Raw genomic sequence first — 26798 nt, 5'->3', positions numbered from 1 at the left:
ACAGCGGCGCCCGCCCCTGGAGGCGCCACCCCGGAAGAGGAACCCTGCCCATGACGATCCGCCGGCTGTGCGGAGTCCTGCGCGTACGCGGGACGACCGACCTGCTCCTCGCGCTCCTGCTCGGCGCGTCCTTCGCCGCGCTGCCCGTCGTCGCCCTGCTGCCGTCCCTGTGGGGCTTCGTGGCGGCGACGGCCGTGACGTACCTGGCGGACGAGGCGCTGCACCTGCGCGCCCCGGCCTTCGTGCGCCGCCTGGCGGCCCTGCACCTGGACCGCACCATGCGCTTCGCGGTGCGTACGGTGATGCTGCTGGCGCTGGCCGCACGGCTGGACGCGCCGGACGCGGTGCTCGTCGCCGGGCTCGCCGTCTTCAGCGCCCACTACGCGATGATGATGTGCTACACGGCCGTACACCACGCCGTACGGCGCCGCCGGGTCCTGCCGCTGGTGGTGCGCAACCTGGACATGAGCGAGCTGTCCGTCCCGCCGCAGCCGCCGGCCCTCCTCTACCGCCGCCACCTGCGCAAGCTCCTCCACCTCGACCTGCCGGCGCACGCCGGGCTCCTGGTGGCGGCCGCCACCGGCTCCGAGCGGGCGGCCTGGACGGGCTTCGCGCTGACGCTGGCGACGACCGGGGCGGCACTGCTGGCCGTCCTGACCCAGTACCGCAGGGCGCGCCGCATGCCCGCCCGTGACGAGGTGTTCGCGGCGGTCAACCGCCAACTGGCCGGATACCGCCCGCAGGTGGCCCTGTACTTCAGCTTCGCGGCCGTGTCCCGTGACTTCATGTACCAGGTCAACATGTGGATCGAGACGCTGGAGCAGCTGGACCTGCGCCCGGTGATCATCCTGCGCGAGCGGGCGTCGTTCCGTCATCTGAGCCGCACCTGCATACCGGTGGTGTGCGTGCCGCGGGCGGACGACCTGGCCGAGCTGGAACTGTCCGGCGTACGCGTCGTGCTCTACCCCGGCAACGCGGGCAAGAACGTCCACATGCTGCGCTTCGCCGAGGCCAAGCACGTCTTCATCGGGCACGGCGACAGCGACAAGCTGGCCAGCAGCAACCGGGTCAGCAAGGTGTACGACGAGATATGGGTGGCCGGACGCGCGGGCCGGGACCGGTACCAGCGGGTGCGGCACGCCATCAGCGACAGCGCGATCGTGGAGGTGGGGCGCCCGCAGCTGTCCCCGATCCGCCTGCACGCCGAGCACACCCCCGGCCCGGTCCCGGTCGTCCTCTACGCCCCCACCTGGGAGGGCTGGAGCGACGACGACTGCCACACCTCGCTGATCCCGATGGGCGTGCCGCTGATCGAGAAGCTGCTCGCGGAGAACGTACGGGTCATCTACAAGCCCCACCCCCTCACCGGCAAGCGCTCGGCCGAGGCCGCGGCGGCCGACCGGGCGATCCGCGAGCTGCTGCGCGCCGACAACGAGCGGCACGGCGCCGCCGACGCGGAGGCGGCGGAGGCCGCGGCGCGTCCCCGGCTCAAGGAGATCCAGGCCCGGCTCGACGAACTCGCCGGCCGGCACCGGGGCGACGACGCCGAGCAGCTGCGCACGTCACGGGTCCCCGACCGGGCGGCGGCGGCCGAATGGCAGGAGCTGCGCGCGGAATGGCACCGCGTCTTCTGGGAGAGCCGCGGCCCGTACCGCCACAACGTCATCACCCGCCAACTCCCCTCCCTGTACGACTGCTTCAACCAGGCCGACCTGCTGATCAGCGACGTCTCCTCGGTGGTCGCCGACTTCGTGGCCAGCCTCAAGCCGTACGTCCTGACCAACGCGCACGACCTGCCCGACGCCGAGTTCCGCGCCGCGTACACCACGGCGGGCGGCGCCTACCTCCTGGACCGCGCCTGCACCCGCCTCCCCGTCATCCTCACCGCCGTCCGCTCCCCCCACCCCGACCCGATGACCCCCGCCCGCCACACCCTCAAGCACTACGTCCTCGGCCCCGACCACCCCACCTCCCTGCAGCGCTTCAACACCGCGGTCAACACCCTGGCAAGCAGGGCGGAGAGGGAAGCGGTGCAGGGGGGTGCGGGAGTGGCGGCGTGAGGGTGTGAGGGCGAGGGTGGGACTAGACGGACTGGTGGGGCCCATGGGACCGGTGGGGCCGGTGGAGCGGTGATCAGGCGCCGTTCCCCCGGCCCCTCCTCTCCGCCGCCCTGGCCGTCCAGCCCAGGTACCCCCACCGCGCCAGCGCGCCGACGCCGATCGCCACGAGGACGGCCCCCCAGTCGATGACATGAGGCAGACCGGGGAAGAAGGCGAAGAACGCCAGGGAGAGGACAAGCCCCGCGACGAACACGATCCCTCCCGCCCGACGCCGGCCCGACCACTGCTGTTGCTCCATCATGCCCAACTCACATGGTGATGTGGTGACACTGGCTCACGCGCCGCACTCCGTTGACATAGAGGTGGGCGCACGCTTTGCCATAACGAGGCAACGTCTGAGGAGAGTTGCCGCGCATCGGGTCGATCTTGCACTCGCTGTGCGTCCGGCCGCGTGACCCTGCGGTAGACCCGGTTGTCGGTGTCGGCGTAGGTGAAGTCGATGCGCCAGTTGCAGAATCCGCTGCTCAGCGCCGCGACGAAGGCACAGTCGACGCCGGCGTTCTGGTAGGTGATCCTCCTGCCGCTGCCTCGGATGACGTGCGTGAACATGCAGCCGGTCGGCACCTTCACGGTCACACCGCCGACGCTGTACTCGAAGGTGCGCACAGGAGCCGTTCCGATCGACGTGGCCTCGGCCCCTGCCGGGGTGGTGAGGACCAGGGCGCATGAGGCGGCCAGAGCCGTGACGATGCGCTTGAAGGCCGGTGTGGGCAAGGTGTCCCCCTCTGGTGATCTCGTGACACGTACCGGGAACCACAGGCACGTTGCCGGACCGGTGCGGGATCGGGGGGCACCTTCACCGAAATAACGGATCATGGAGCGGCCGTGTTGACCAGCAGAAACGTCAGCTTGTGCGGTGGGCCGGGAGGGCCGGCCCGACGACCGGTCCCGCGCGCAGAACTCGCGCTGCCGGTTGTCAGCGGGAACCGCGAGGGCTCGAGGGGCGTGCGCAACTGTCGAGCGTGACTGCCTTGGTGCCCTCCCGCCGACGGCCGCCGGTCGCTGAGATGTGTCCGGCGTCGATCTTCGCTCGGCTACGCTCGGCGCCACCGGTCCTCACTACGCCCGCCACATCGGGGCACCCCGCATCTCACTCGGGAGACGTCAACGCATGAACACGTCGCCGCCATCGCCCCGTGACACGGAGCAGGCCGACGGACCAGCCGTGCGGATCGGTGCCCTGGTCCCGCTGAGCCGGCCCGGGTGGGTGGAGGCGGGCCGGCACCTGCTCGCCGGGCTGGAGCTGGGTGTGCGCGACGTCAATGACGGGGGCGGGATCGCCGGAAGGCCACTCGAGCTGGTGGTCCGGGACACCGCGGCCGATCCGCACAGGGCAGCGGCGGCCGTGGACGAACTGGCCGGCCTGGGCGTGGCCGCCCTGGCGGGGGAGTACCACAGCGTCGTCGCCCGCGCCGCCGCCACCCGGGCCGACGCCCTCGGTGTGCCGTTCCTCTGCTCGTCGGCAGTGCTCGACGCGCTCACCGAGGAGCCGACGCGGTGGGTCGCGCGGCTGCCCCCGGCACAGTCCCACGGCTGGCGGATCTACGCGGACTTCCTCCTCGGCGCGGGCCACACCCGGATCGCCGTGGCGACCCAGCCGAGCGTCTACTGGGCGTCCGGGATCCGCATCCTGCGCGACCACCTGGCTCCACGCGGCGGCACGGTCGTCGAACTCGACACGCGCGCGCTCGCACCGGCTGCCGTGTGCGACGCGCTCGTCGCCCATCGCGCGACAGCACTCCTCCTGCTGGTCGGCCACCCGGAGCCGGCGGTGCCGATCGTCAGGTCCGTCCGCCGCGACGAGCGCCTCGCCGAGATCCTGATCGGCGCTCCGGCCGGGCAGCCGGAGTTCGCCGAGTGGGCGAGGCTGCTGGGCGACGACGGCGCCGCGGTCCCGTTCCTGCGCTACCTGCCCGAGCGCCTCGGACCACTCGGCGCACGAGTGGACACGGCCCTGCGCGAGCGGCTGACCGAAGCGCCCTCCTTCGTCGCCTTCGAGGGCTACGACACGGTCGCCGTCCTCGCCGACGTCCTGCGCTCTCACGGCACGGACCGGGCGCGCATCGCCGAATCCTGGCCGCATGCGGAAGTCGAGGGCACCCGCGGACGGATCCGGTTCACCCGCACGCCGGGCATCAGCGTGCAGCAATGGGCGTGGCCACCGGTCCAGGTCGCCGATCGGGACCCGGCGGCCCCCCACCGCTTCCGAACCCTCCACACCGGCTGAGCACGCCCTCGGCCCCCGCCGGCATTGGCTGATCTTCTCCCCGCCCGGGAACACCGACACCACCGGCCACATCGACACGGCCGCTCACGAAACCCCGGCCACAGCCGGACGGCCGCGGGTGCCGCCCTTGCTCACCAGAAGGCGGCGTCCGGTGCCGGGCCGTACCCGGTGTCACCTACTCCGACCAGCAAAGAGCCCTCCCGAGGGGAGGGCTGAGGCAGAGCGCCCCCGGCAGGACTCGAACCTGCGGCCAAGCGCTTAGAAGGCGCCTGCTCTATCCACTGAGCTACGGGGGCCTGGTGGCCGGACCAAGGATAAAGCTCCCTGTTCCTCGACCCTGTCGCTTCGCCTCCGTGGCTCGATGTGGAGGTTCGGTGAAGCGGTCCTGATAATCGCAGGCAGGTACGAATCGTGCATCGCTTTTGGCCTCCGACGCACCGGGTGTTGTGCACTCGTTATGCCTGGGCTGTGCCCATGTCCCAGTCGTCCCTTGCGCCCTTTCTGTCCTCTCGGCGCGCAGACATGTCTATATGCTTCAGAATTCCCCTAAAATTGGGCATTCTTCGCATGTGGTGACCTTGGACGTACGGCCTCAGCTGCTCGACACACTCTCCGCACTGCGCGACCGTGTCGCCGCCGCACGCTTTCCGCTGCCCCTCCCGGGGGCGCCACGCGCGCGTGCCAACCGCGACGAACTCCTCGCGCAGCTCGACGACTACCTGGTACCCCGCCTGAGGGAACCGGAGGCGCCGCTCCTGGCCGTCGTCGGCGGGTCCACCGGAGCCGGCAAGTCGACGCTCGTGAACTCCCTCGTCGGACGGCGGGTGAGCGAAGCGGGCGTCCTGCGGCCGACGACCCGGACCCCCGTCCTCGTCTGCCATCCGGAGGATCAGCACTGGTTCGGCGGCATCCGCGTGCTGCCCGACTTCACGCGCGTGTGGACCCCCGACGAGGAATCCGACGACCTCGTGCCCTCCGGCGCACCCCCCGCGCGCGTGCTGCGCATCGAGACCGCCGACACCCTCCCGCGCGGTCTCGCCCTCCTCGACGCCCCCGACATCGACTCCCTGATCGCCGACAACCGTGTCCTCGCCGCCGAACTGATCTGCGCCGCCGACATCTGGATCATGGTCACCACGGCTGCCCGCTACGCCGACGCCGTCCCCTGGCACCTGCTGCGCACCGCCAAGGAGTACGACGCCACCCTCGTCACCGTCCTGGACCGGGTGCCCCACCAGGTCGTCTCCGAGGTCTCCCGGCAGTACGGCGCCCTGCTCGCCAAGGCCGGCCTCGGCGACGTACCCCGCTTCACGGTGCCCGAGCTGCCCGAGTCCGCCTGGGGCGCCGGTCTGCTGCCCGCGACCGCCGTGGCCCCGCTGAAGGAGTGGCTCACCCACCACGCCCAGGAACCTGCCGCCAGAGAGCACGTCGTGGCCCGTACGGTCCAGGGCCTCCTCGACTCGCTCAAGGTCCGCATGCCCGAGCTGGCCGGCGCCGCCGCGGCCCAGTACGCGGCCGCCCTCCGCCTCACCTCCGCCGTGGAGACCGCCTACGACAGCGAGCACGCGCGCGTACGCGGCCGGCTCCAGTCCGGCGCCGTACTCGCCGGGGACGCCCTCAAGCGCTGGCGGGCCTTCCCGCTGGACTGCACCCCCGGCGAGCTCCTCGACGCCCTCGTGGAGAGCCTGGTCGCCCTGCTGCTGTGCTCCGTCACCGCCGCCGACGAGCGCGTCGACGAGGCCTGGCGGCGCGAGCCCGCCGGGGCCGACCCGGCCCTCGCCGCCGGCCACTCCGCCCTGGAGAGCTCCGAACACCGTATCGGCCTCGCCGTACGGCGCTGGCGGCGCGAACTGGAGGAGTACGCCGAGGACGAGGTGCGCGTGCTGGAACGCTCCGTGATGCCCGACGCCGAGGCCGTCGCCGCCCTGGTGGCCACCGCGCTGCTCGGCGGACGACGCGCCCGCTCCGCGGGCGAGGGGCTCGCCGAACGGATCGGCGCGCACGGCGCGCTGCGGCTGCGCGACCGGGCCGGGCGGCTGCTCAACGAACACGTGGACCGCGTCATGCACAACGAACGCGAACGGCGCCTCGCCCCGCTCGACGCCCTCGACATCCAGCCCGATCCCCAGGCGGAGCTCATCGCCGCGCTGTCCGTACTGCAGAAGGAGAGGTGACCGGTGACCTCCGTCACTGACCAGGACCACACGGATCACACCGACCACACCAGGCACATCGGACGCATGAGGGACATGGAGCCGGACAGCCACGGCAGGGAAGAGGGCCGGGCCCAGGCCCGGGACAGGGACAGCGACGGCGGCGGCAGCGGCAACAGCAGTGGGCTTGTTGAGTACGAGGGATACGACGATCGGGTGGCCGCCGGAGCGGTGGGTGCCGGAGAGGGCGAGGCGTGCGGGTGCTACCGCAGCAGCGCGGGTGAGCCCGGTTCCGGCGCGGCCCCAGGGGCGGCCTCAGGGGCGGCGGAGGACAGCCGTGCGGCGATGTGCGGCACCGCGCGGGACAGCGCCCATGACGCCGGCCGCGCGGACCCCGAGCGGGGGGAGGACGGTCACGCCGCCGCGAACCCCGCGAGGTCTTCCGGTGAGCGGTACGCGCGCGTGCGGGACGACGACGAGGGAGAGGGCGGCGCGGGCATGGGGCACGGAAGGCACGAGGGCGACGGTGAGGGTGTGGCCCGGCAGCGGGGGGCCGGCGCGGACACCGGGCGCGGTAGGCAGCCGTACCTGCCGCGCGCGCTCCCGCACCCCGCGGCCGGCAGCGGCAGTGGCAACAGCGCCGAAGCCGTACCGGCCCCCATCGCCGGACCGGCCCCGACGGGCAGGCCCACCCCCGCGTCCCTTCCGCCGCTGCCGCGGTTCCCGTACACGCCTACGTTCACGCCGACCCCGGCCCCGGCCCCCCGCACCACCGCTGACCCGGCCGCCGCCTCCGGAGCACCCGGCTCCACGAAGGCCCCTGAGCCGTCGCACTCCTCCTCCCGCCCCTCGGCCTCCCCCCGGCCCGCGAGACCGTCCGGCGCCGCGGAACCCGGGTCCCGGGCCTCCTCCAAGTCATCGGCCCCCTTCGCGTCCTCCACCTCCCCCAACTCGGCTGGCTCCCCCAACTCCTCCGACTCCACCGAGTCCTGGGACGACGGCCTGATCGCCCGGCGGGTCACGGAGGCCACCGCTGCCGCCCTCGCCGCCGAACGCGCCTCCGTGCTGGAGACCGGCAGTCGCGGCCCCGCCGGCAAGCCACCCGCCCCGCTGGCGTACGACGGCCGGCTGCGCTCCCGGCTGGACGCCCTGCGCGAGCTGGTCGGGCTGTCCCGGACCCGGCTGGACAGCCGTACCCTCGCCGAGGCGGGCCGGGTCCTGGACGAGGCGGCCGCCCGCCGCAAGCTCTCCGGCCGGCACACGGTCGTGGCCATCGCGGGCGCGACCGGCAGCGGCAAGTCGCAGCTGTTCAACGCCCTTGCCGGCGTGCCCATTTCGGAGACCGGCGTACGGCGTCCCACCACCGCCGCGCCCATCGCGTGCAGTTGGAGCGACGGCGCGGCCGGCCTCATCGACCGGCTGGGCATCCCGGGCCGGCTGCGCCGCCGTCCGCTGCAGAGCCCGGAGGCAGAGGCGCAGTTGCGGGGGCTGGTCCTGGTCGACCTGCCCGACCACGACTCCGCCGCCGTGGAGCACCGCAAGCAGGTCGACCGGATCCTGAAGCTGGTCGACGCGGTGATCTGGGTGGTCGACCCGGAGAAGTACGCCGACGCGGTGCTGCACGAGCGCTATCTGCGTCCCATGGCCGGCCACGCGGAGATCATGTTCATCGTCCTCAACCAGGTCGACCGGCTGCCCGGAGACGCCGCCGACCAGGTCCTCGACGATCTGCGCCGGCTGCTGGACGAGGACGGCATCGCGCTCGGCGAGCACGGCGAACCCGGCGCCAGGGTGCTCGCGCTGTCCGCGCTCACCGGCGACGGCATCGGCGAACTGCGCGAGGTCCTCGGCGAGTTCGTGGCGGAACGCGGCGCCGCGGCCCGCCGTGTGTCGGCCGACGTCGACGCCGCCGCGACCGGGCTGCGGCCGATGTACGCCACCGGGCAGCGGGTCGGTCTGAGCGAGGAGGCGCGCGAGGAGTTCGCCGCGCGGCTCGCGGACGCGGTGGGCGCCACCGCGGCGGGCGAGGCCGCCGAGCGCGCCTGGCTGCGCAACGCGGGCCGCGCCTGCGGCACTCCCTGGCTGCGGCTGTGGCGCTGGTACCGGTTCCGCGGCGAGTCCACCACCGGCCGCATCCCCGTGCGCACGGCCCCGGCCGACGAGGAGGCCACGGCGCGCCAGCGGGTGGAACAGGCGGTCCGTACGGTGGCCGACCGGGCCTCGGCCGGGCTGCCGGCGCCGTGGGCGCAGGCGGTGCGCGAGGCCGCCGTACGCGGGTCGCAGGGGCTCCCGGAGGCGCTGGACGAGCTGGTGGCACGCGCGGGACTGCCGCCGGGCCGGCCGCCGCGGCCCGGCTGGTGGCCGGCGGCCGTGCTGGTGCAGGCGGCGATGACCTTGCTGCAGGTCATGGGCGGTCTGTGGCTGGTCGGCCAGATCGTCGGCGTCATGGCACCCAATCTCGGGCTGCCGGTGCTGCTGATGGCCTGCGGGATCGTCGGCGGGCCGCTCGTCGAGTGGGGCTGCCGGATGGCGGCGAGAGGGCCCGCCCGGCGCTACGGGCAGGAGGCCGAACGCAGACTCCGGGAGGCAGCCGCCGGCTGCGGCCGGGCCAGGGTGCTCGAGCCGGTGGCGGCGGAGCTGCTGCGCTACCGGGAGGTGCGGGAGCAGTACGGGCGGGTGGCACGGAGCGGCACGGGGGTGGGCTGAGAGTCCGGGTGGCCACTCGGGTGGTCTGAGACTCGGGGTGGTCTGAGACTCGGGGGTGGGCTGAGAGCCGTACGGTGAGGGGCCTCGGGTGTCCGAGGCCCCTCACCTTTTTCGCCCCGGCCCCCGACCCCCGGTCCCCGGTCCCGGTGACACCGGCGGTGGCGCGCCCGTGTCACCCACACGGGTGGCGAGGTTTTTCACAGGCTCGGGGCCTGTCCACAGCGCTCAGCGGAACCGGCCCGGCACGGGCAGTCTGAGGTCGTCGCGGAGGTGCGGACAGGTACGGCGACCGGTCGTACGGACCCGCACGCGGACACACACGATCCGGACGTCTCAGACGTCGTGCCCGGCCGCCGGAAGGCACCGGGCGCGGGAGGGGAGCGAGAACATGAACGAGACCATGGTCTGCGTGGTAGGCAACGTGGCGACCCGGCCGCTGTACCGGGAGACGGCGGCGGGACCCTCGGCCCGGTTCCGGCTGGCGGTGACCTCGCGCTACTGGGACCGGGAGAAGAACGCCTGGACGGACGGGCACACCAACTTCTTCACGGTGTGGGCCAATCGGCAGCTGGCGGTGAACGTGGCGGCCTGTGTGGAGCTGGGCCAGCCGGTGCTGGTGCAGGGCCGGCTGAAGGTGCGCACGGAGGTGCGCGACGGGCAGCAGCAGTGGGCCTCCGCCGACATCGACGCGATGGCGATCGGCCACGACCTCAGCCGCGGTACGGCCGCCTTCCAGCGCCCGGCCAGGCCGGAGTCCGCGCCGACGGCGCCCCGGCCCGAGCCTAACTGGGAGACACCGCGTCCAGCCGACGCAGAGAGCGAGGGGTCCCGCGAACAGGCCCCGGAGCCAGCAGCGGTGACGTGAAGTCAGCGAATGTGCTGTGCACCCGAGTTGCCGGCCCACCAGAGTCACCGGACCGATGTCGCACAGCGTGGCCGAACCACCCGTACGAAGCGGTGGATTTGTCGATATGCCCAGCTCATGGACGGTCCCGGCGATAACGATTACGGATCGGATCGCCCATCGGTTCATCCGACCGGCGGGAGAGGCTCCGGCTGATCCCTAGGATGCCGGACGTGCCCCTAGGGGCTGCCGATTCTGCTGGTGGGACCGTCCCCCACGTCCAACGGGTCCTGCTCGAAGGGGAATTCTGTGCTTGCTGCGTTCTCTGGGTTCCGCCGCCGTACCGGAGCGGCACGCCTGGCCGCCGTCACGACGGTGACCGGCCTCATGGCGGCGGGTGTGCTCTCCGGCGCCGGGACGGCCGCGGCCGACGGGACCGACGGGACACCGCAGACCCGGGGCGGGGCGACGGCCACGATCAACGGTCTGAAGACCTACGGCGAGGCAGTGATCCACCAGGACGGCGGCGACCAGCGGGTGGAGGCGGGCCTGTTCGAGATGTCCGTCGACGGCGGCGGCACCCTCCAGACGTACTGCGTCGACCTCCACAACCCCACCCAGCGCGACGCCCACTACGAGGAGACGCCGTGGAGCGGCACCTCCCTGGGCGCCAACAAGGACGCCGGCAGAATCCGCTGGATCCTGCAGAACTCCTACCCCCAGGTCAACGACCTCGCCGCGCTCGCCCGCCAGGCGGGCACCGGCACGTTGACCGAGCAGGACGCGGCGGCCGGCACCCAGGTGGCCATCTGGCGCTACTCCGACCACGCGAAGGTGGACGCCGTCGACCCGCAGGCCGAGAAGCTCGCCGACTACCTGCAGAAGAGCGCCCGCGACCTGGGCGAACCGCAGGCCTCGCTGACGCTGGACCCGCCGGCGGTCTCCGGGCGGCCGGGAGCCCTGATCGGCCCGGTGACGGTGCACACCAACGCGGGTGCCGTCACGGTGAGTCCGCCGCCGGACGCGGCCACCAGCGGGGTGCGGATCACCGACAGCACCGGCAAGGCGGTGACCTCCGCACGGGACGGCAGCCGGCTGTACTTCGACGTTCCGGAGGACTCCGCCGGGAGCGGCGCGGAGGGTTCCTCCCAGGGGCTCGACAGCGAAGGAGGCACGGCCCGGCTGACCGTGCAGGCGTCGACGACGGTGCCCGTGGGACGCGCCTTCACCTCCGACAGCCGCAGCCAGACCCAGATCCTGGCCGGCTCCAGCGAGTCCACGGTCTCCGCCACGGCGACCGCCACCTGGGCGGCCGAGGGTGCGATACCGGCGGTCTCGGTCCGGAAGGACTGCGCCAAGGGCGGCGTCGACCTCTTCGTGGCCAACAAGGGGGACCGGCCCTATGCCTTCGAGCTGATGGGCGCCGAGCACACGATCCCGGCAGGCGCCTCCCGGACGGTGACCGTGCCGCTCCAGGAGGACCAGGCCTACGACTTCACGATTACCGGCCCGCACGGCTTCAGCCAGCGCTTCACCGGCGTCCTCGACTGCAAGACGCAAGGCGCCCTCACCACCCGGACGGCCAAGGCCCACAACGAACCCGCCCCCGCCTCGGTCGGCGGCACCATGGCCCCCGGCACCGACCTCGCCGCGACGGGCGGCTCCGCGATCACCCCGCTCATCGCGGGCCTGGCCATCGGGTTCGTGGTGATCGGCGGGGCGGTACTGGTCCTGCTCCGCAAACGCGAACAGCCCGGCGGCTGAGCCGGCGCAACCCCTGACTCACGGGTCCGTCGTCGCCTCGCCCCCATCGTCGCCCAACCGCCGCAGGGACGAGCGCCCGGCCAGCCGTCCCCGCCTCCCCACATCACCAGCGGCGACAGGCGAGGGCCGCGCTGGGCCGTCTCCGGGCCGTGCGAGGGTGCCGGGGCCGGCCGACGGCGACTGACAGTGACGGGCGGGCCCCAGCCCGCAGCAGTAAAACCCCAGGTCAGCGCCCCCGGGCCTAACGGGTTTCCGCCCAGGGGTGGCCGTACGGCAAGATGGGGTGTATCTGCCCACTGCCAGATTTCAAGCTGCCGGACGGTTTCTCTTGGCTGAGTTCATTTACACCATGCGCAAGACGCGCAAGGCGCACGGCGACAAGGTGATCCTCGATGATGTCACCCTGAACTTCCTGCCGGGAGCGAAGATCGGCGTCGTCGGGCCGAACGGTGCCGGTAAGTCGACCGTGCTGAAGATCATGGCGGGGATCGAGCAGCCGTCCAACGGCGATGCCTTCCTGTCGCCGGGCTACAGCGTCGGCATCCTGCTCCAGGAGCCCCCGCTGAACGAGGAGAAGACCGTCCTGGAGAACGTCCAGGAGGGTGTCGCCGAGATCAAGGGCAAGCTCGACCGGTTCAACGAGATCGCCGAGCTGATGGCGACCGACTACTCCGACGCGCTGCTGGAGGAGATGGGCAAGCTCCAGGAGGAGCTGGACCACGCCGAGGCCTGGGACCTGGACGCCCAGCTGGAGCAGGCCATGGACGCCCTCGGATGCCCTCCTGGCGACTGGCCCGTCACCAACCTCTCCGGTGGTGAGAAGCGCCGCGTCGCGCTGTGCAAGCTGCTGCTGGAGCAGCCCGACCTGCTGCTGCTCGACGAGCCCACCAACCACCTCGACGCCGAGTCGGTGAACTGGCTGGAGCAGCACCTCGCCAAGTACCCGGGCACCGTGGTGGCGATCACCCACGACCGGTACTTCCTGGACAACGTCGCCGAGTGGATCCTCGAGCTCGACCGCGGCCGTGCCTACCCGTACCAGGGCAACTACTCCACCTATCTGGAGACCAAGGCCGCCCGTCTGAAGGTCGAGGGGCAGAAGGACGCCAAGCGGCAGAAGCGGCTCAAGGAAGAGCTGGAGTGGGTGCGCTCCAACGCCAAGGGGCGGCAGGCCAAGTCCAAGGCCCGTCTCGCGCGGTACGAGGAGATGGCCGCCGAGGCCGAGAAGATGCGGAAGCTGGACTTCGAGGAGATCCAGATCCCGCCGGGCCCCCGCCTGGGCAACGTCGTCGTCGAGGTCGACAAGCTCAACAAGGCCTTCGGCGAGAAGGTCCTCGTCGAGGACCTGAGCTTCACCCTGCCGCGCAACGGCATCGTCGGTGTCATCGGCCCGAACGGCGCCGGCAAGACCACCCTGTTCAAGATGATCCAGGGCCTCGAGACGCCGGACTCCGGTGACATCAAGGTCGGCGAGACCGTCAAGATCTCCTACGTCGACCAGGGCCGCGCCAACATCGACCCGAAGAAGACGCTGTGGGAGGTCGTGTCCGACGGGCTCGACTACATCAACGTCGGCCAGGTCGAGATGCCGAGCCGGGCGTACGTGTCCGCGTTCGGGTTCAAGGGGCCGGACCAGCAGAAGCCGGCCGGCGTGCTGTCCGGTGGTGAGCGCAACCGGCTCAACCTGGCGCTCACCCTCAAGCAGGGCGGCAACCTGCTGCTCCTCGACGAGCCCACGAACGACCTGGACGTCGAGACTCTCAGCAGCCTCGAGAACGCCCTGCTCGAGTTCCCGGGCTGTGCCGTGGTCGTCTCGCACGACCGGTGGTTCCTCGACCGCGTCGCCACGCACATCCTCGCCTACGAGGGCGACTCGAAGTGGTTCTGGTTCGAGGGCAACTTCGAGTCGTACGAGAAGAACAAGATCGAGCGGCTCGGCCCGGACGCCGCGCGTCCGCACCGCGCCACCTACAAGAAGCTGACCCGGGGCTGATCGGTCTTGCGCCACATCTACCGCTGCCCGCTGCGCTGGGCGGACATGGACGCGTACGGGCACGTGAACAACGTCGTCTTCCTCCGCTACCTGGAGGAAGCCCGCATCGACTTCCTGTTCCGCCCGGACAAGGAGTTCAAGCAGGGGTCGGTCGTGGCGCGCCATGAGATCGACTACAAGCGGCAGCTCGTCCACCGCCACCACCCGGTGGACATCGAGCTGTGGGTCACCGAGATCAAGGCCGCGTCCTTCACCATCGCCTACGAGGTGAAGGACGACGACCTCGTGTACGTGCGGGCGTCCACCGTGATCGTCCCGTTCGACTTCGAGGCGCAGCGGCCGCGCCGGATCACCGCCGAGGAGCGCGCGTTCCTGGAGGGGTACCGGGACACGGCCGACGACGAGGAGGCCGTCGCCGCATGACGGTGCTGCACCTGGCCGACGAGACGGAGGCGGCCGATCTCGCCGCCTTCCTCTCCCGGCTGCTCCACTACGACCGTGGAGCCGCGGTGCGCCTGCAGGCGGCCGGTACCGCGCTCGCCGTCTTCGGGCGCCCGCCGTCCTTCGAGGTGCTGGCCGTGCGCGCCGTACGGCTGGAGAAGCCGTACGAGGACGGACTCGACGCCACGCTCGACGTGACCGTCTCGGCCGGCGAGTTCCTGGAGTCCGTGGACGAGCGCGGGGCCACCGCCGCCGTGCCGGCCGCGGTCACCGGTCCGCCGTGGGCCGGGGTGCTGCCGCCGCGCGGCGGCTGGCGGGCCGAGCCGGGGCTGCCCGCCCCGGACGCGCTGCGGGCGACGGTCGCGGCGGCGGTCACCGAGTTCCGGTCCCGTACGGAGGAGCTCGCGCCCGGCGGCCGTACCCGCGCGGAGCTGGACCGGATCGGGCGGGACATCTGGTCCCGGGAGATCGGCCGGACGGGGCTTCCGGTGCGGGCCGTGCACGCGGCCCAGTCGCTGGGCTTCCTGCGGCCGGGCGCCGACCCGGCCGGCACCGCGCTGTACTCCTCGGGGGCCTGGCTGAGGCTGCGCACCCCCTACGGCTCCGTCGCCGTACGGCGCGCGGGCCTGGGCACGCTCGGCGTCAGCGTGCGCTGACACTTACCGTCGTGCGCTGATACTCACTGCGGCGGGCGTGTGTCGTCCGGCCACACCCCGATGTGGTCGGGTTCCAGTTCCAGGGCCACGCGGTCGCGCATGTCCAGGGCGCGCAGGTAGTCGGCGGGCAGCTGGAGGCGGCCCGCGCGGTCCAGCATGGCGTACTCCCGGGCCACCACCCTCTCGTCGCCGGTCGCGGCGTCGATCTCGCTGCGCCGCAGCACCTCGGTGGAGGTGCGGCCGTCGCGGATGGCGACCGTGCGGCGGACCTCGCCCGCCACCGCCTGGTCGTGGGTGACGATCACGATCGTGGCGCCGAGGGTCTCGTTGGCCGTGCGGAACGCGTCGAAGATCTGCGCGGCGGTCCCGGAGTCGAGTTCGCCGGTGGGTTCGTCGGCGAGCAGCACCGCCGGCGCGTTGGCGAGGGCCACGGCGATCGCGACGCGCTGCTGCTGGCCGCCGGACATCTCCCGCGGGTGGCGGTCGCGGCAGTCGGCCACCTGCAGCAACTCCAGCAGCTCCATGGCCCGTTCGGCGCGGGCGCGGCGGCGGGCGCGGACGCCGGAGAGGTTCAGGGGCAGGGCGACGTTCTGGGCGGCGGTGAGGTAGGGGAGCAGGTTGCGGGAGGTCTGCTGCCAGACGAAGCCGACGGTCGTGCGGCGGTAGGCCAGGCGGTCCCGGGCGGTCATGGCGAGCAGGTCGTGTCCGGCGACGCGGGCCGCGCCGGCGGTGGGGGTGTCCAGGCCGGCGAGGATGTTCATCAGCGTGGACTTGCCGCTGCCGGAGGCGCCGACGAGGGCCATCAGCTCGCCCTCCCGGACGAGGAGGTCCAGGCCCTGCAGCGCCTGCACCTCCACGCCGTCGGTGGAGAAGATGCGGACCAGGCGGTCGCAGGTGATCAGCGCGTCGTGGCCGTAGGCGGGCCGGTTGCGGCCTTCCTCGACCCGGTCGGCCAGGTCGGACAGGCTCGGGGGCGTTGCCATGGGATCTCCTGAGTGAGTGGCCCGGGCGAGGGCGGGGCGGGTGCGCTCGTTCATCGGGCGTCCCCCGCCCGCAGTTCCGTCACCGATCCCCTGCGCCCCGTCCACCACGCCTGCAGCGCCGCGATCCCCACCGTCACCAGGACGACCAGCAACGACGGAACCGTCAGGGACCAGGCGTCCGGCTTCAGCTCGGCCTCGGTGAGCGGGGACTGGCCCGAGGGCAGGGCGATGGCCATCAGATCGACGCCGGGGGAGAGGAGCCGTACGGTGGCCCAGCCGGTCAGCGCGGAGCCGAGCGCGGCGAGCAGGGCCTGCGGGAGGGACTCCAGGACCAGCAGGCGGCGGCCCTCCGCCCGGGTCAGGCCCATGGTGCGCAGCCGGGCCAGCAGCGCGGCGCGTTCCGGGGCCGCGCGCAGCAGCGCCAGGAGCAGGGCCAGGACGGCGAAGCCCGCGCCCGCGGCGACGGCCGCCGTGTACACGTGCTCGGCGCCGGTCTGCAGCGGGGAGTCGGCGTACCGGGCGCGTTCCGCGGCCAGCAGGTGGACGTCGGCCGAGCCGCGGGCGGCCCGCCGCAGCGCACCGGCGTCCAGGCGCCGGCCGGTCAGCAGCAGGGCCGTCGGCCGCCCGGCTGAGGAGGGCAGGCCCGCCCGGTCCACCACGAGGAAGTCGCCGCCGGACACCGCCGGGGTGGTGTCCCGGACCAGCGCGATACGCACGGTCACCGTGTCGCCGTCCGAGAGCCGCACCAGGAAGGGGCGCCGGGTGCCGTACTGGGAGGCGACGGACGGGGAGGCCACGGCCGCCAGCGTGCCCGCGCGGGCCCGCAGCGCGGAGGCGGGGAAGGCGCCCAGGCCGGTGCGGGACGCCAGGGGCGCGTAGGACCCCGGGTCGGCGCCCACCAGCGGCACCGAGCCCGGGCCGTCCATCGGCTTGGCCTGGTAGTCGATGCTCACCGGCGCCGTCTCCCGCACCCCGGCCACGGCCCGCACCCGGGCCGGCACGGCGGCCGGGAGCGGGGTGTCGGAGTCCAGGCGGGCGTCGGCGCCGACGGTGAGCAGTGCCGCCCGGTCCCGGGCGTCGGCCACGCCCGCCAGCACCGAGCCGCCGAACGCCGCCGTGGTCAGCGCGGTCAGCAGGGCCAGCAGCGGCAGTACCGCGGACGCCTGGGTGCGGCCCGCGCGGGCGAGGGCGAGGTGTCCGGTGGCCCCGCGCAGTCGTGCCGCCGGGCCGGCCAGGCGGCGCAGCAGCAGCGGGTAGAGGCGGAGCAGCAGCAGCGCGGCGATGACGCCGACCAGGACCGGGGCGAGCGCCTGGAGCTGGTCGGTGCTCGCGCCGCGCCGCCTGAGCGCCGTGACCGCGGCGGCGGCCAGCACGAGCAGGGTCAGCTCGGCGACGGTACGGCGCCGGGACGGCCGTGCGGTCGCGAGGTCCGCGCGGTCGGCCGTCGCCCGCACCGCGCGGTGCGCCACGGCGGCGCGCACCGGCAGCGCGGCGCAGGCGAGGAGGGTGACCGCGGCCGACGCGGCCACGGCGTACCGGGTGCGTCCCGCCGGGACCGCGAGCAGGGCCGCGGCCAGGCCGAGCGCGCCCGCCGGTACGGCGACCACGGCGGTCTCGGCCAGCAGCCGGCCGGCGAGCGCGGGCAGGGAGGCGCCGCGGGCGCGGAGCAGGGCGAGTTCGCCGCGGCGCCGGTCGGCGGCCAGGCCGCCCGTCATCAGCAGGACGACGGCGACGACCGTGCCGGCGCCGGCGGCGGCCACGGAGACCAGCGGGGCGATCCCGGAGCGCAGCCCGGCGAAGGAGGCGAGGGTCTCGTCCAGGTCGGTGCCGACGCCGGTGCGGCTGCCGGTGACGGCGCGGGCGCGCTGGAGACCGGGGCCTGCCTCCAGGGCGGCCACCGCCGACCTGAGCCGGCCGAGGTCGTGCGCGCGCAGGGCGTCGGGGTCGGGGGCGAGGTACCAGTAGCGGAACGGGTTGGCGGTCGTGCCGAGCAGCGCGGGTCCTGCGTCCGGGGGGAGCAGCAGGGTGCCGAGCCAGTACTTCGGCGGCTCACCGGTGGGGCTGGGGAGCGTCACCAGGGCCGGGGTGGCGAGCCGCGGCACGGTCGACCAGTAGGCGCCGGCGGGGTCGCGCGGGAGGAGGATGCCGGTGACCCGGACGGCGAGCGGGGGGCGGCCGGCGGCGGGCACGTGGATGACCGAACCGACCTTGATGTGCAGGCTCCTGGCGGTGGCGGCGGTGACGGCGGCCTCCACCTCGGGCGTGCTCGCGGTCACCGGCCGGCCGGTGCGCGGCATGCGCCCGGCGCGGACCCGGGAGTGCGCGGACAGGCCGCTCGGCGCGAACAGCGAGACCCGGGCGGGCAGTCCGCTCGGGCGGGGCAGGAAAGGGTCCGGCACCGGCGGGCTCACACTGCCGGCGACGCCGTACGCCGACTGCGCCCGGTCGACGGTCAGCCGGCTGTCCACGATGGGGAGCACCTTGCGGTACTGGCGTTCCAGCGCGGGCGGGCGCATGGCCGCGGCCCGCTGTGCGGCCGGCAGGCCGAAGTCGGGCTGGGACGCGAACACCTGCACGGTGGTGTGGTCCGGGCGCGCCTGCGCGAACGCGCGCCGCAGCCCGCCGTCCTCGTACCGGTCCACCGCACGCGGGAAGGCGGCCGCCAGACACGCGGCCAGCGCGACCAGCACCGCCAGCGCGACGGCGGCACCGGGCGCGGCCCGCAACCGCGTCCGCACCCACGGCGCGACCTCCCGCGCGGAGGTGTGCCCCGGCGCGTTCCCCATCTCACTCACCCCCCTGCTCGCGCAGTGCCCGCGCCGGATCGGACCGGCGCAGCGCCGGCAGGGCCGCGAGGGTCAGCGGGATCGCCGCGACCGCGAGGAGGAGCAACCCCACGGAGGCGGGCGGGAGCCGCACCAGAAGGGGCGGCACCGGGCGGGTGGCCTCGTCGGTGAGGACGACCAGCGGCAGGACGGCGCGGGCCAGCACGGTGCCCAGGCCCAGGCCCACCGCGAGGGCGAGGCCCACCAGGACGGCCTGTTCGGCGGCGACCGTGCGGGCCAGCTGCCGGCGGGGCGCCCCCAGCGCGCGCAGCACGGCGAACTCGGCGCCACGGGCCCGCTGCGCGGCCGCCGCGCCCACCGCGAACCCGACCGCCGCGAGCGCCGCCGCCACCACGGCCGCCGCCGTGAACGCGGCCGTGGGCCCCGCGCCGAAGGGGTCGTCGCGCAGCTCGGCGGCGATCTCGTCGCGCACCACCACCTGCCCGGGATCCACGTCCGGCAGCGCCCGCAGGGCCGCGGCCACCGCCGCCGCGTCGCCCGGCGAGGTGCCCAGCCACCACTCGTTCGGCATCGCGCTGTCGCCGTCGCGGGCCTGCAGCACCTGGTTCACGGTGCGCAGGTCGAGCAGGACGGCACCGCCGTCGCGGGCGCCGGTGGCCGTGGGGTCGGCGCTCGCGGGCAGCTCGCGCACCGTGCGGACGATCCGCACCGGCAGCGTGTGGTCGCCGACCGCCAGGTCGACGCGCTGCCCGAGCCGGGCGCCGGCCGAGGCGAGGTAGCGGTCGGTGACCACGGCCGGCACCGCGGCGGGCGCCCGCTGCGGCACGTCGAGCCGGACCGTGACGACGGCGGTCCGCCACACGTCGTGGCCCGGGAGGTAGCCGGTGCGGTAGGTGAAGGTGCGGGCGCCGGTGAGCCGGGGGCGGGTCGGGCTGGTGGGCGCGCTCGCGACGTCGTCGCCCCCGGCCTCCGCGGCGGTCGTCCAGCGGCCGGGCAGCGCGAGCGCACGGGTCGCCCCGCCGGTGTCCGTCGCCGTCAAGTCGCCGAGCGTGAGCCGGTGTTCGGTCTGCTCGTAGGGCTGGGGCAGGATCAGCTGGAGTCCCGTGAGGGTCAGCGGGCCGGGCGCGGCGCTCAGGTCGGCGGTCAGCGTGTGCGGACGGCCGTCGGCGGGCAGCAGCCCGAACGGCAGCCGGTACGGCACCCCGTACCGGTCCGCCAGCGTCACCGTCACGTCGGCGACGAGTCCGGGCCCGGCCGAGCTGCGCAGGGTCGCCGGCAGCCGCAGCCGGGCGGTGCCGACGGGCACCCGGGTCCCGGCCAGGGAGCCCCGCGGGGCGAGCGGGGCGAGCAGCGGCCGCACCGGCTCGTCGGCCAGGTCGGGGCGCAGTAGCAGCGCGTCCGCCGCGCGCCCGGTGTCCAGCGCCAGCACGGTCGCCGTACGGTCCCCGGACAGCGGCTGGGAGAACCGGAACGCCGGGGCCGCCGTGCGCACGTGCGGCAGCCGCGCGTACTGGTCGGTGCGGCCGGGCCCGCCCTCCCCGGCGGACACCACCCGCACCGGCGCCCCGGCGCGGAAGTCGGCCTGGTCGTCCTGCGAGCGGCCCCAGGACGCGGCCTGCCCGATCGCGAGCATGCCGAGCGCGACGGCGAGGACCAGCAGCAGCACCGGGCCCGCGCCGCGCGCGGTGCGCCGGCTGAACTGCCAGCCGGCCAGTGCCGCCGGCAGCCCGCGCCCGCCGGTCGCCCACCGCTCGGCGCACCGCGCCACCGGCGGCAGCAGCCGCAGCGTCAGCACGGTCCCGGCGAGCAGCGCCAGCGCGGGCGCGGCCACCAGCAGCGGATCGACGCCGAGCGCCCCGGACCGGTCGGCGGACACCCCGCCCGAGCCCTGCCTGCCCAACTGCCAGTAGGCCGCTCCGGCGACGGCGAGCAGACCCAGGTCGGCGCCGGCCCGCAGGGGCGCGGGCAGGGCGGCACCGCGGCGGCGCGCCCGCTGGGGCCTGCGCGCCAGGAAGGACCGCGCCCGGCCCCTTCGGTCCCACTCCCCGGCGCCCCCCACCGCCGGCCCCGTCACCGCCAGCGCGCAGCCCAGTGCCGCTGCGGCCGCGACCAGCCAGACGGCCGGGCGGCCGGCCGGGGGCAGATCCAGCCGCAGGCCGAGACGGGCCAGCGGGCCGTGCCCGGCGAGCAGGGCGGTGAGCGGGCCGGACAGCGGCGGCGCGCAGACGGCGGCGGGCAGCGCCAGCAGCAGGGCCTCGGCGGCGGCCAGGGCGGCGAGCCGGGCGCGGGAGGCGCCGCGCGCCCGCAACAGCCGGGTCTCACCGGCCCGTTCGGTGCTCAGCAGCCGGGCCACCAGCAGCAGCGCATACCCGGCGAGCAGGACCAGCAGCAGCGTGACGATCAGCAGCGTGGAGCGGGCGACGAGCAGCGAGCGGTCGATCCGGTCCAGCACGTCGGGCAGCGAGGTCTGCGCCATCGTCGCACCGGGCAGCGTGGCCGGCTCGCGCAGGCGCGCGCTGCCGGTCCGGGCCGCCGTACGCAGCCGGCCCGTCCGCCCGGTCGTCAGCGCCGAGAAGTCCGCCGAGGCCAGCCACGCCGTGGCGCCGGCGCTGACCCGGCCGCCGGTGAGGACGGAGGGGTCGGCGAGCAGCGGGCCGTACGTGGTGAAGCCGGACTGCTTGGCGCCGCGGCCCAGCAGGTCGTCCAGCCGCCAGTACGGCGCCGTCACCGAGACCGGGCGGTACAGCCCGGTGATCCGCACGCGCACCGCCGGGCCGCCCAGCCGGTCGGGCAGGGTGAGCCGGTCCCCGGGGCGCAGCCGCAGCGACCGGGCCGCGGACTGTGGCAGCGCGACCTCGACCGCGCCTGTGGTACGGCGCGGGAGGCGGCCCTCGGTCAGCCGCAGCTGGGTGCGGTCCAGCGCGGCGAGGTAGGTCAGGTCCGGGTCGCCGGACCGGGCCGCGGGCGGCTGCAGCGAGCGGGGCAGCGCGTAGGGGCCGGAGCGGCGCAGGGTCCTGAGCGTGACCGGCAGCCCGTCGAAGGTCTTCCGGGCGGCGGCGCGGACGGCCGCGTCGGCGGCGGCGCGCCGGTCCGGCGGCACGTCCGCCTTGACGATCAGCGCGGTGTCGGCGGCGTTGCGGGGATCGGCCAGCACATGGCGCAGCGCCGCGTCGCCGATCGCCGCCGAGTACGCGGTGAGCGTCGCCAGCACCGCCGTGGTCAGCACGACGGTGAGCACCGCGGCGCCCAGCAGCAGCCGGTGCGCACGCGCGCGTGCGAAGACAAGCCCCGTCACCCGGCCCCCGTGAGTGTCCGTCCGTACCCGCCCTTCGGGCGATGCTGACAGACCGGAACGGCCGGGGGTAAGCGGTTGTCGAGCGGTCTACACCAGATCGTGATACGGCTGCGCGCGACCGGAATCCGAAAATTCAGCGGTCCGGTCGGTCCGGGACCGGCGGGCCGGTCAGTCCGGGGTGTTGACCATCGACGCGGCGGCGTACGTCAGGTAGTTCCACAGCGTCGTCTCGTGCTCCTCGGACAGCCCGAGCTCCTCGACCGCCACCCGCATGTGCCGCAGCCACGCGTCGTGGGCCGCGCGGTCCACCTTGAACGGCACGTGCCGCATCCGCAGCCGGGGATGGCCGCGGTTCTCGCTGTAGGTGGTGGGACCGCCCCAGTACTGCATCAGGAACAGCGCCAGCCGCTCCTCGGCCGGGCCCAGGTCCTCCTCCGGGTACATCGCCCGCAGGAACGGGTCCTCGGCGACTCCCTGGTAGAAACGGTGGACGAGCCGGCGGAAGGTCTCCTCCCCGCCGACCTGCTCGTAGAAGGTCTTCTCCTGAAGCGTGCCGCGCCGAATCTCATTCACGCTCCCATCGTCTCAGACCGGCGGACCGAGGCCTCAAGGCTTAGGACTCGTGCGGCCGGTCCGCCCCTACTGTGGAGCCATGGGCCCCTGTGACACCGAGACCGAGCGTCTGGCCGCCGCCGCGCGGGCCGCACTGGTGCGGGAGATCGACGCCGGGGGAGCCTGGTCCGGGGACCCGGTGTGGCGGGAGGCGTTCGCGGCGGTGCCCCGGCACCTGTTCGTGCCGTACTACTACGTCGCCGGTCCGCACGGCTACGAGCGCCGCTGGGGCGAGAGCCCGGACGCGGAGGCCCGGGCCCGCTGGGTGCGCGGCGCCTACGAGGACGTGCCGCTGGTCACCCGGCTGCGCGACGGGGAGCTGGTCTCCTCCAGCAGCCAGCCCTCCCTGATGGCGCGGATGCTGGTCGCGCTGGAGGTCGCGGACGGCCACCGGGTCCTGGAAGTGGGCGCGGGCACCGGCTACAACGCGGCCCTGCTCGCCCACCGGCTCGGCGACGACCGCCTCGTCACCACCGTCGACCTGGAGCCGGAGATCACCGAGTCGGCACGGCAGCACCTCGCCGCGGCCGGCCACCACCCGGCCGTCGTCACCGGCGACGGCACGCGCGGGGTGCCCGAACGCGCCCCCTTCGACCGGATCGTCGCCACCTGCGAGCTGTCCACGGTGCCGCGCGCCTGGCTCGCCCAGTGCCGCCCCGGCGGCCGGATCCTCACCCCGCTGGCCACCGGCCTGCTCGCGCTGACGGTGCGGGACGCGACCGGGGGCGAGGGCCGTTTCCTGCCGACGGCCGCCTACTTCGTGCCGCTGCGCGGCGAGCGCCGCAGGGCGCCGGACGGGATCTCGCTCGCCGGGCTGCCGGGCGGGGCACGCGAGCAGGAGTCGTTCCGCTTCCTGCTCGCGCTGACCCGGGGCGCCCTCGATCCGCAGGAGGCCTATGCGCTGTGGGAGCGCGAGGGCATGCCGGAGCGCGAGCGGTACGGCGTCACGGTCGGCGGCGAGCACGTCTGGGCCTGGCTGGACGAGCCGGAGGGGCCGTACGCCTGGCCCCTGCCCTGACTCCCGCCCGTGCCCCGGCTCCGGCTAGCCGCGCCGGATGGTGATCGTCGTCCAGGCGCCCACGTGCACCCGGTCGCCGTCCTGCAGCGGCACCGGCACGAACGGCTGGATCGGCTCGTCGGACATGTTGACGGTGGTGCCGTTGGTCGAGTTCTGGTCGACGACCGCCCAGCTGCCGTCCGGCTGCTGCACCAGCACCGCGTGCTGGTGCGAGACGCCCGGGTCCTCCGGCGGCACGGACAGGTCGATGTCGGGGGTGTCGCCGGTGGAGTGCCGGCGGCGGCCGATGGTGACCTGGTTGCCGCTGAGCGTGCGCTGCTGCTCGGGCGAGTACGCGGGCAGGTTCAGGCCCGCGGCCTCGGGGCCCGAGCGCTGCATCATCGCCATGAAGTACTCGCGGTCCGGGCCGATGGTCGCCGTCCAGGTGGCCCGCTGCTGCGGGAAGCCACCCGGTCCGGGCGGAGCCTGCGTGGCGCCGGGCTGCGGATAGCCGTACCCGCCACCGGGGCCGCCGCCCTGACCGCCGCCGGGGCCGCCGGACGACGGCGGGGAGATCACCCAGTCGTCCTCGCCGCCGAACGAGGGGCCGCCGGAGGGCGGACCGCCGGCGGGCCGGCCGCTCTCGCGCGGGAACGCGGGCGGCGCGGGCGGACCGGACTGCTGGAACGCCTGCGGGGCGCCGCCGGGACCGGCACCGGGGCCGGGCGGCGGCGGAACGGGACGCGAGGGGTCGCCGCCGAACCCGGACGGCCCGCCGGGGCCGCCGGGACCGGAGCCGTCACGGCCGAAGGAGCCGCCCGGACCCGAGGGCTCGCGCCCGAACGGCGGCGGGCCGGAGGGACCACCGGGCCCCTGACCCTGACCCTGGCCCTGCCCCTGACCGGGGCCGCCGAAGCCGGACGGGCCGCCGGGACCGCCGGGGCCGTTCGCACCCTGGCCGGGGCCACCGCCGAAGCCGGAAGGACCGCCGGGCCCACCCGGACCGCCGGGCCCCTGGCCCTGGCTCTGCCCCGGACGTCCACCGAAGCCGGACGGGCCGCCGGGGCCGCCGGGGCCGTTCGCACCCTGGCCGGGGCCACCGCTGAAGCCGGAAGGACCGCCGGGCCCACCCGGACCGCCGGGCCCCTGGCCCTGGCTCTGCCCCGGACGTCCACCGAAGCCGGACGGGTCGCCGGGGCCGCCAGGACCGCCGGAACCCTGGCCGAAACCGGAAGGGCCGCCGGACCCCTGGCCGGGACCCTGACCCGGTCCGCCGCCGAAACCGGACGGGCCCGGTGATGTGGGCGGGCCGGAGGGGCGGCGGTCGGGGTCGCCGAACGGGGTCGGGCCCGAGGGCTCGCTGCCGAAGGACGGGATCGGCTCGGCGGGACGGTTCATCTGCGAGGGCCGCGAGCCCTGGTACTCGTAGCCGTCATTGCCGCCGTACGTCGCGCTCGGCGGCTGGAACCGCGGCTGCGGCGGGCGCGGCGCGGCCGGGGTGTACGAGGTGGCCGTGTTGGTGAGGAAGTTCCACCGGCACTCCTCGCAGAACGGCGCGCCGCCCTCGCGGGGCGTACGGCACTGCGGGCACAGCTCCGGCTCCGGGGCCGAGGAGGCCGGCGGGCGTCCGCCACCGGCCTGGGTGCCCTGCGGGGGCGGGAAGCCGTAACCGCCCGGCGGCGGGGGCGGCGGGGGCGGAGGTACGGCACCGGCCATGCGGTGACCGCAGACCTCGCACCAGTCGTCGGAACCCGACTGGTGTCCGTTCGGGCAGGTCGGCATGTCGGCGCTTCCCCTTCTCCTACGCTTCCAGGGTCACTTCTTTACACGAACAGTCTTTGTGGACCGGGTCTCCAGAGTCATCTCATCCGCCTCCGCGACCTTCGTCTTCAACCGCACAGTACCTGTCGCGGCGTCGACCACGTCCACCACCTTCGCAAGCAGTTTCGCAGTATCGGCGTTCCCGGAGGCGTTGGCGAGCTGAACGGCACGTCCCAGTTTGGCCGTTGCGCCATCGAAATCGCCCGCTTTGCGCAGAGTGAGCCCCTGCTGGATGACCTGTGCCAGTTCGGCCTGCCCGGTGTAGTGGGCGACCTGGGGACTGATCGAGGTGGAGGCCGCCATGTCGTCGGTCCACACGGCCCGTACGAGCCCCTGCGCGCCCAGGTTCTGCACTGATCCGTCCGGTTGGGGCGCCACGAGGGAGACCCGCGCGGCCAGCATCTCCTGGCCCAGGCCGGCCGGGGGGACCTCCACACACACGTGGTAGTCGCGGGACTCGTCGCCCCACGACCCGGTCGGATAGTCCCCGGCGCGCGGCCCGGCCTCGGTGCGGCGGCCGGTCAAGTCCTCGACGGTGGGCGCGACTTGCTTGACGAACCGGATCGTCGTGCCGACCGGCGTCCACACTCTCAGTGAGACGTCCGCGACCTCCTTGCCCATCGCCGTCTCCATCATCGCCGTGAAGTCGGCGGCCAGATGGGCCGGATCCGCGACGATGTCCGCGGTGCCGAGCAGCGCCGAGGCGATCCCTGTGACTTCTTTCACTTCCCAGTCGGTGCCCACGCCCCGCGCGTCACAGGTGAACCGTCCGGCGCACGCGTCCAGCGTCGCCTTCAGATCCTGCGGGGACTCGTGTTCGTTGCGGCCGTCGGTGAGCAGGATGCCGTGCCGGATGGTGACGTCCACCGAGTTCAGCAGCCGGTCGGCGAGCCGCAGCCAGGTGCCGATGGCCGTGCCGCCGCCCGCGCCGAGCTGCCGCAGCGCCTGCTTGGCCTGCGCGCGGGTGCCGGCGTCGGCGACCGCGAGCCGCCCGCCGCCCGGGTAGACCTCCTTGGCCACGTGCGTGCCGCCGATCACCGCGAAGTGCGTGCCGTCGCGCAGCGCGTCGATCGCGGCGGCCGTGGCGTCCCGGGCGCCCCGCATCTTGGCCGGCGGGTAGTCCATGGAACCGGAGCAGTCCACCATGACCGCCACCGCGGCGGACGGGCCGTGCCCCTTCGGGTACAGGCGCGAGGCGGCGCTGCCGATCGTGCCGCCGCCGGTGGCCGTCACCGTGACGATCGCGTTGACCTCGCGCCCGCCCTCCGGCAGGTACTCGTTCTGGTACACGTCCATCGCGAACTGCGGCACGTGCGGCTTCGAGAAATTGGCCATGACTGCTCACATCCCCCTCGAGCGCCCTGCCGAGCGCAGGGCGCCTACTGTGCAGGGCCGGTCCC

The 26798-nt window shown here is 74.4% G+C and carries 18 protein-coding genes and 1 tRNA gene; 10 read left to right on the top strand and 9 right to left on the bottom strand.

Going from position 1 to position 26798, the window contains the following annotated elements; all coding sequences use genetic code 11:
• Positions 1–50: 50 nt before the first annotated feature.
• Positions 51–2060, top strand: coding sequence for a hypothetical protein (locus ACGFZN_RS25665; RefSeq protein ID WP_393860829.1), 2010 nt, complete (start codon positions 51–53; stop codon positions 2058–2060).
• Between the two features lie 73 nt (positions 2061–2133).
• Here the strand turns inward: ACGFZN_RS25665 and ACGFZN_RS25660 are convergent, their stop codons facing one another.
• Complete coding sequence (locus tag ACGFZN_RS25660) at positions 2134–2313, bottom strand: hypothetical protein (protein WP_393860828.1); 180 nt, start codon at positions 2311–2313, stop codon at positions 2134–2136.
• Positions 2314–2357: 44 nt separating this feature from the next.
• Entirely contained in the window at positions 2358–2834 is a 477-nt protein-coding gene (locus tag ACGFZN_RS25655; RefSeq protein ID WP_393860827.1) for a hypothetical protein, read from the bottom strand.
• Between the two features lie 397 nt (positions 2835–3231).
• On the opposite strand from ACGFZN_RS25655, the gene ACGFZN_RS25650 reads away from it, so the two are divergent.
• The gene (locus ACGFZN_RS25650; RefSeq protein WP_393860826.1) at positions 3232–4347 is read left to right on the top strand and encodes an ABC transporter substrate-binding protein; all 1116 of its coding nucleotides are present in this window, start codon (positions 3232–3234) and stop codon (positions 4345–4347) included.
• Between the two features lie 223 nt (positions 4348–4570).
• Here ACGFZN_RS25650 and ACGFZN_RS25645 read toward each other — a convergent pair.
• A tRNA-Arg gene (locus ACGFZN_RS25645) sits at positions 4571–4643 on the bottom strand.
• Between the two features lie 273 nt (positions 4644–4916).
• On the opposite strand from ACGFZN_RS25645, the gene ACGFZN_RS25640 reads away from it, so the two are divergent.
• From ACGFZN_RS25640 to ACGFZN_RS25610, 7 genes are all read left to right on the top strand, one after another.
• Positions 4917–6521 (top strand): dynamin family protein, encoded by a 1605-nt coding sequence (locus tag ACGFZN_RS25640; protein ID WP_393860825.1) that lies wholly within the window; start codon positions 4917–4919, stop codon positions 6519–6521.
• Positions 6522–7211: 690 nt separating this feature from the next.
• Entirely contained in the window at positions 7212–9206 is a 1995-nt protein-coding gene (locus tag ACGFZN_RS25635; RefSeq protein ID WP_393861022.1) for a GTPase, read from the top strand.
• 388 nt (positions 9207–9594) lie between these two features.
• On the top strand, positions 9595–10071 hold the full coding sequence (locus ACGFZN_RS25630) for a single-stranded DNA-binding protein (protein ID WP_393860824.1): 477 nt from the start codon (positions 9595–9597) through the stop codon (positions 10069–10071).
• A gap of 366 nt (positions 10072–10437) precedes the next feature.
• Positions 10438–11814: a Cys-Gln thioester bond-forming surface protein gene (locus ACGFZN_RS25625; protein WP_393861021.1), complete on the top strand. Its 1377-nt coding sequence runs from the start codon at positions 10438–10440 to the stop codon at positions 11812–11814.
• Positions 11815–12142: 328 nt separating this feature from the next.
• Positions 12143–13807, top strand: a complete 1665-nt coding sequence (gene ettA / locus ACGFZN_RS25620; RefSeq protein WP_393860823.1) for an energy-dependent translational throttle protein EttA — start codon at positions 12143–12145, stop codon at positions 13805–13807.
• A gap of 6 nt (positions 13808–13813) precedes the next feature.
• Positions 13814–14230: an acyl-CoA thioesterase gene (locus ACGFZN_RS25615; RefSeq protein ID WP_393860822.1), complete on the top strand. Its 417-nt coding sequence runs from the start codon at positions 13814–13816 to the stop codon at positions 14228–14230.
• Positions 14227–14904 carry a hypothetical protein gene (locus tag ACGFZN_RS25610; protein WP_393860821.1) on the top strand — a complete coding sequence of 226 codons (678 nt, stop codon included), beginning with the start codon at positions 14227–14229 and terminating at the stop codon, positions 14902–14904. Before ACGFZN_RS25615 ends, ACGFZN_RS25610 begins: the two co-directional genes overlap by 4 nt.
• A 23-nt stretch (positions 14905–14927) precedes the next feature.
• Here ACGFZN_RS25610 and ACGFZN_RS25605 read toward each other — a convergent pair whose 3' ends face one another.
• The 4 genes from ACGFZN_RS25605 to ACGFZN_RS25590 all read right to left on the bottom strand — a co-directional run bounded on the left by ACGFZN_RS25605 (position 14928) and on the right by ACGFZN_RS25590 (position 22541).
• Positions 14928–15887, bottom strand: coding sequence for an ABC transporter ATP-binding protein (locus ACGFZN_RS25605; RefSeq protein WP_393860820.1), 960 nt, complete (start codon positions 15885–15887; stop codon positions 14928–14930).
• A 50-nt stretch (positions 15888–15937) separates the two neighbouring features.
• Complete coding sequence (locus tag ACGFZN_RS25600) at positions 15938–18673, bottom strand: FtsX-like permease family protein (RefSeq protein ID WP_393860819.1); 2736 nt, start codon at positions 18671–18673, stop codon at positions 15938–15940.
• Between the two features lies 1 nt (position 18674).
• The gene (locus ACGFZN_RS25595; RefSeq protein WP_393860818.1) at positions 18675–21968 is read right to left on the bottom strand and encodes an FtsX-like permease family protein; all 3294 of its coding nucleotides are present in this window, start codon (positions 21966–21968) and stop codon (positions 18675–18677) included.
• 168 nt (positions 21969–22136) lie between these two features.
• Entirely contained in the window at positions 22137–22541 is a 405-nt protein-coding gene (locus ACGFZN_RS25590; protein ID WP_393860817.1) for a globin, read from the bottom strand.
• A 79-nt stretch (positions 22542–22620) separates the two neighbouring features.
• Between ACGFZN_RS25590 and ACGFZN_RS25585 the strand changes: the two genes are divergently transcribed.
• On the top strand, positions 22621–23598 hold the full coding sequence (locus tag ACGFZN_RS25585) for a methyltransferase domain-containing protein (RefSeq protein WP_393860816.1): 978 nt from the start codon (positions 22621–22623) through the stop codon (positions 23596–23598).
• 24 nt (positions 23599–23622) lie between these two features.
• Here ACGFZN_RS25585 and ACGFZN_RS25580 read toward each other — a convergent pair whose 3' ends face one another.
• Complete coding sequence (locus ACGFZN_RS25580) at positions 23623–25359, bottom strand: FHA domain-containing protein (protein WP_393860815.1); 1737 nt, start codon at positions 25357–25359, stop codon at positions 23623–23625.
• Between the two features lie 33 nt (positions 25360–25392).
• On the bottom strand, positions 25393–26733 hold the full coding sequence (locus tag ACGFZN_RS25575) for a hypothetical protein (RefSeq protein ID WP_393860814.1): 1341 nt from the start codon (positions 26731–26733) through the stop codon (positions 25393–25395).
• Positions 26734–26798: the final 65 nt, after the last annotated feature.

This window comes from Streptomyces sp. NPDC048192, assembly GCF_043202415.1.
GTDB lineage: Bacteria > Actinomycetota > Actinomycetes > Streptomycetales > Streptomycetaceae > Streptomyces.
This window is presented reverse-complemented; position numbering and strand designations above follow the sequence as displayed.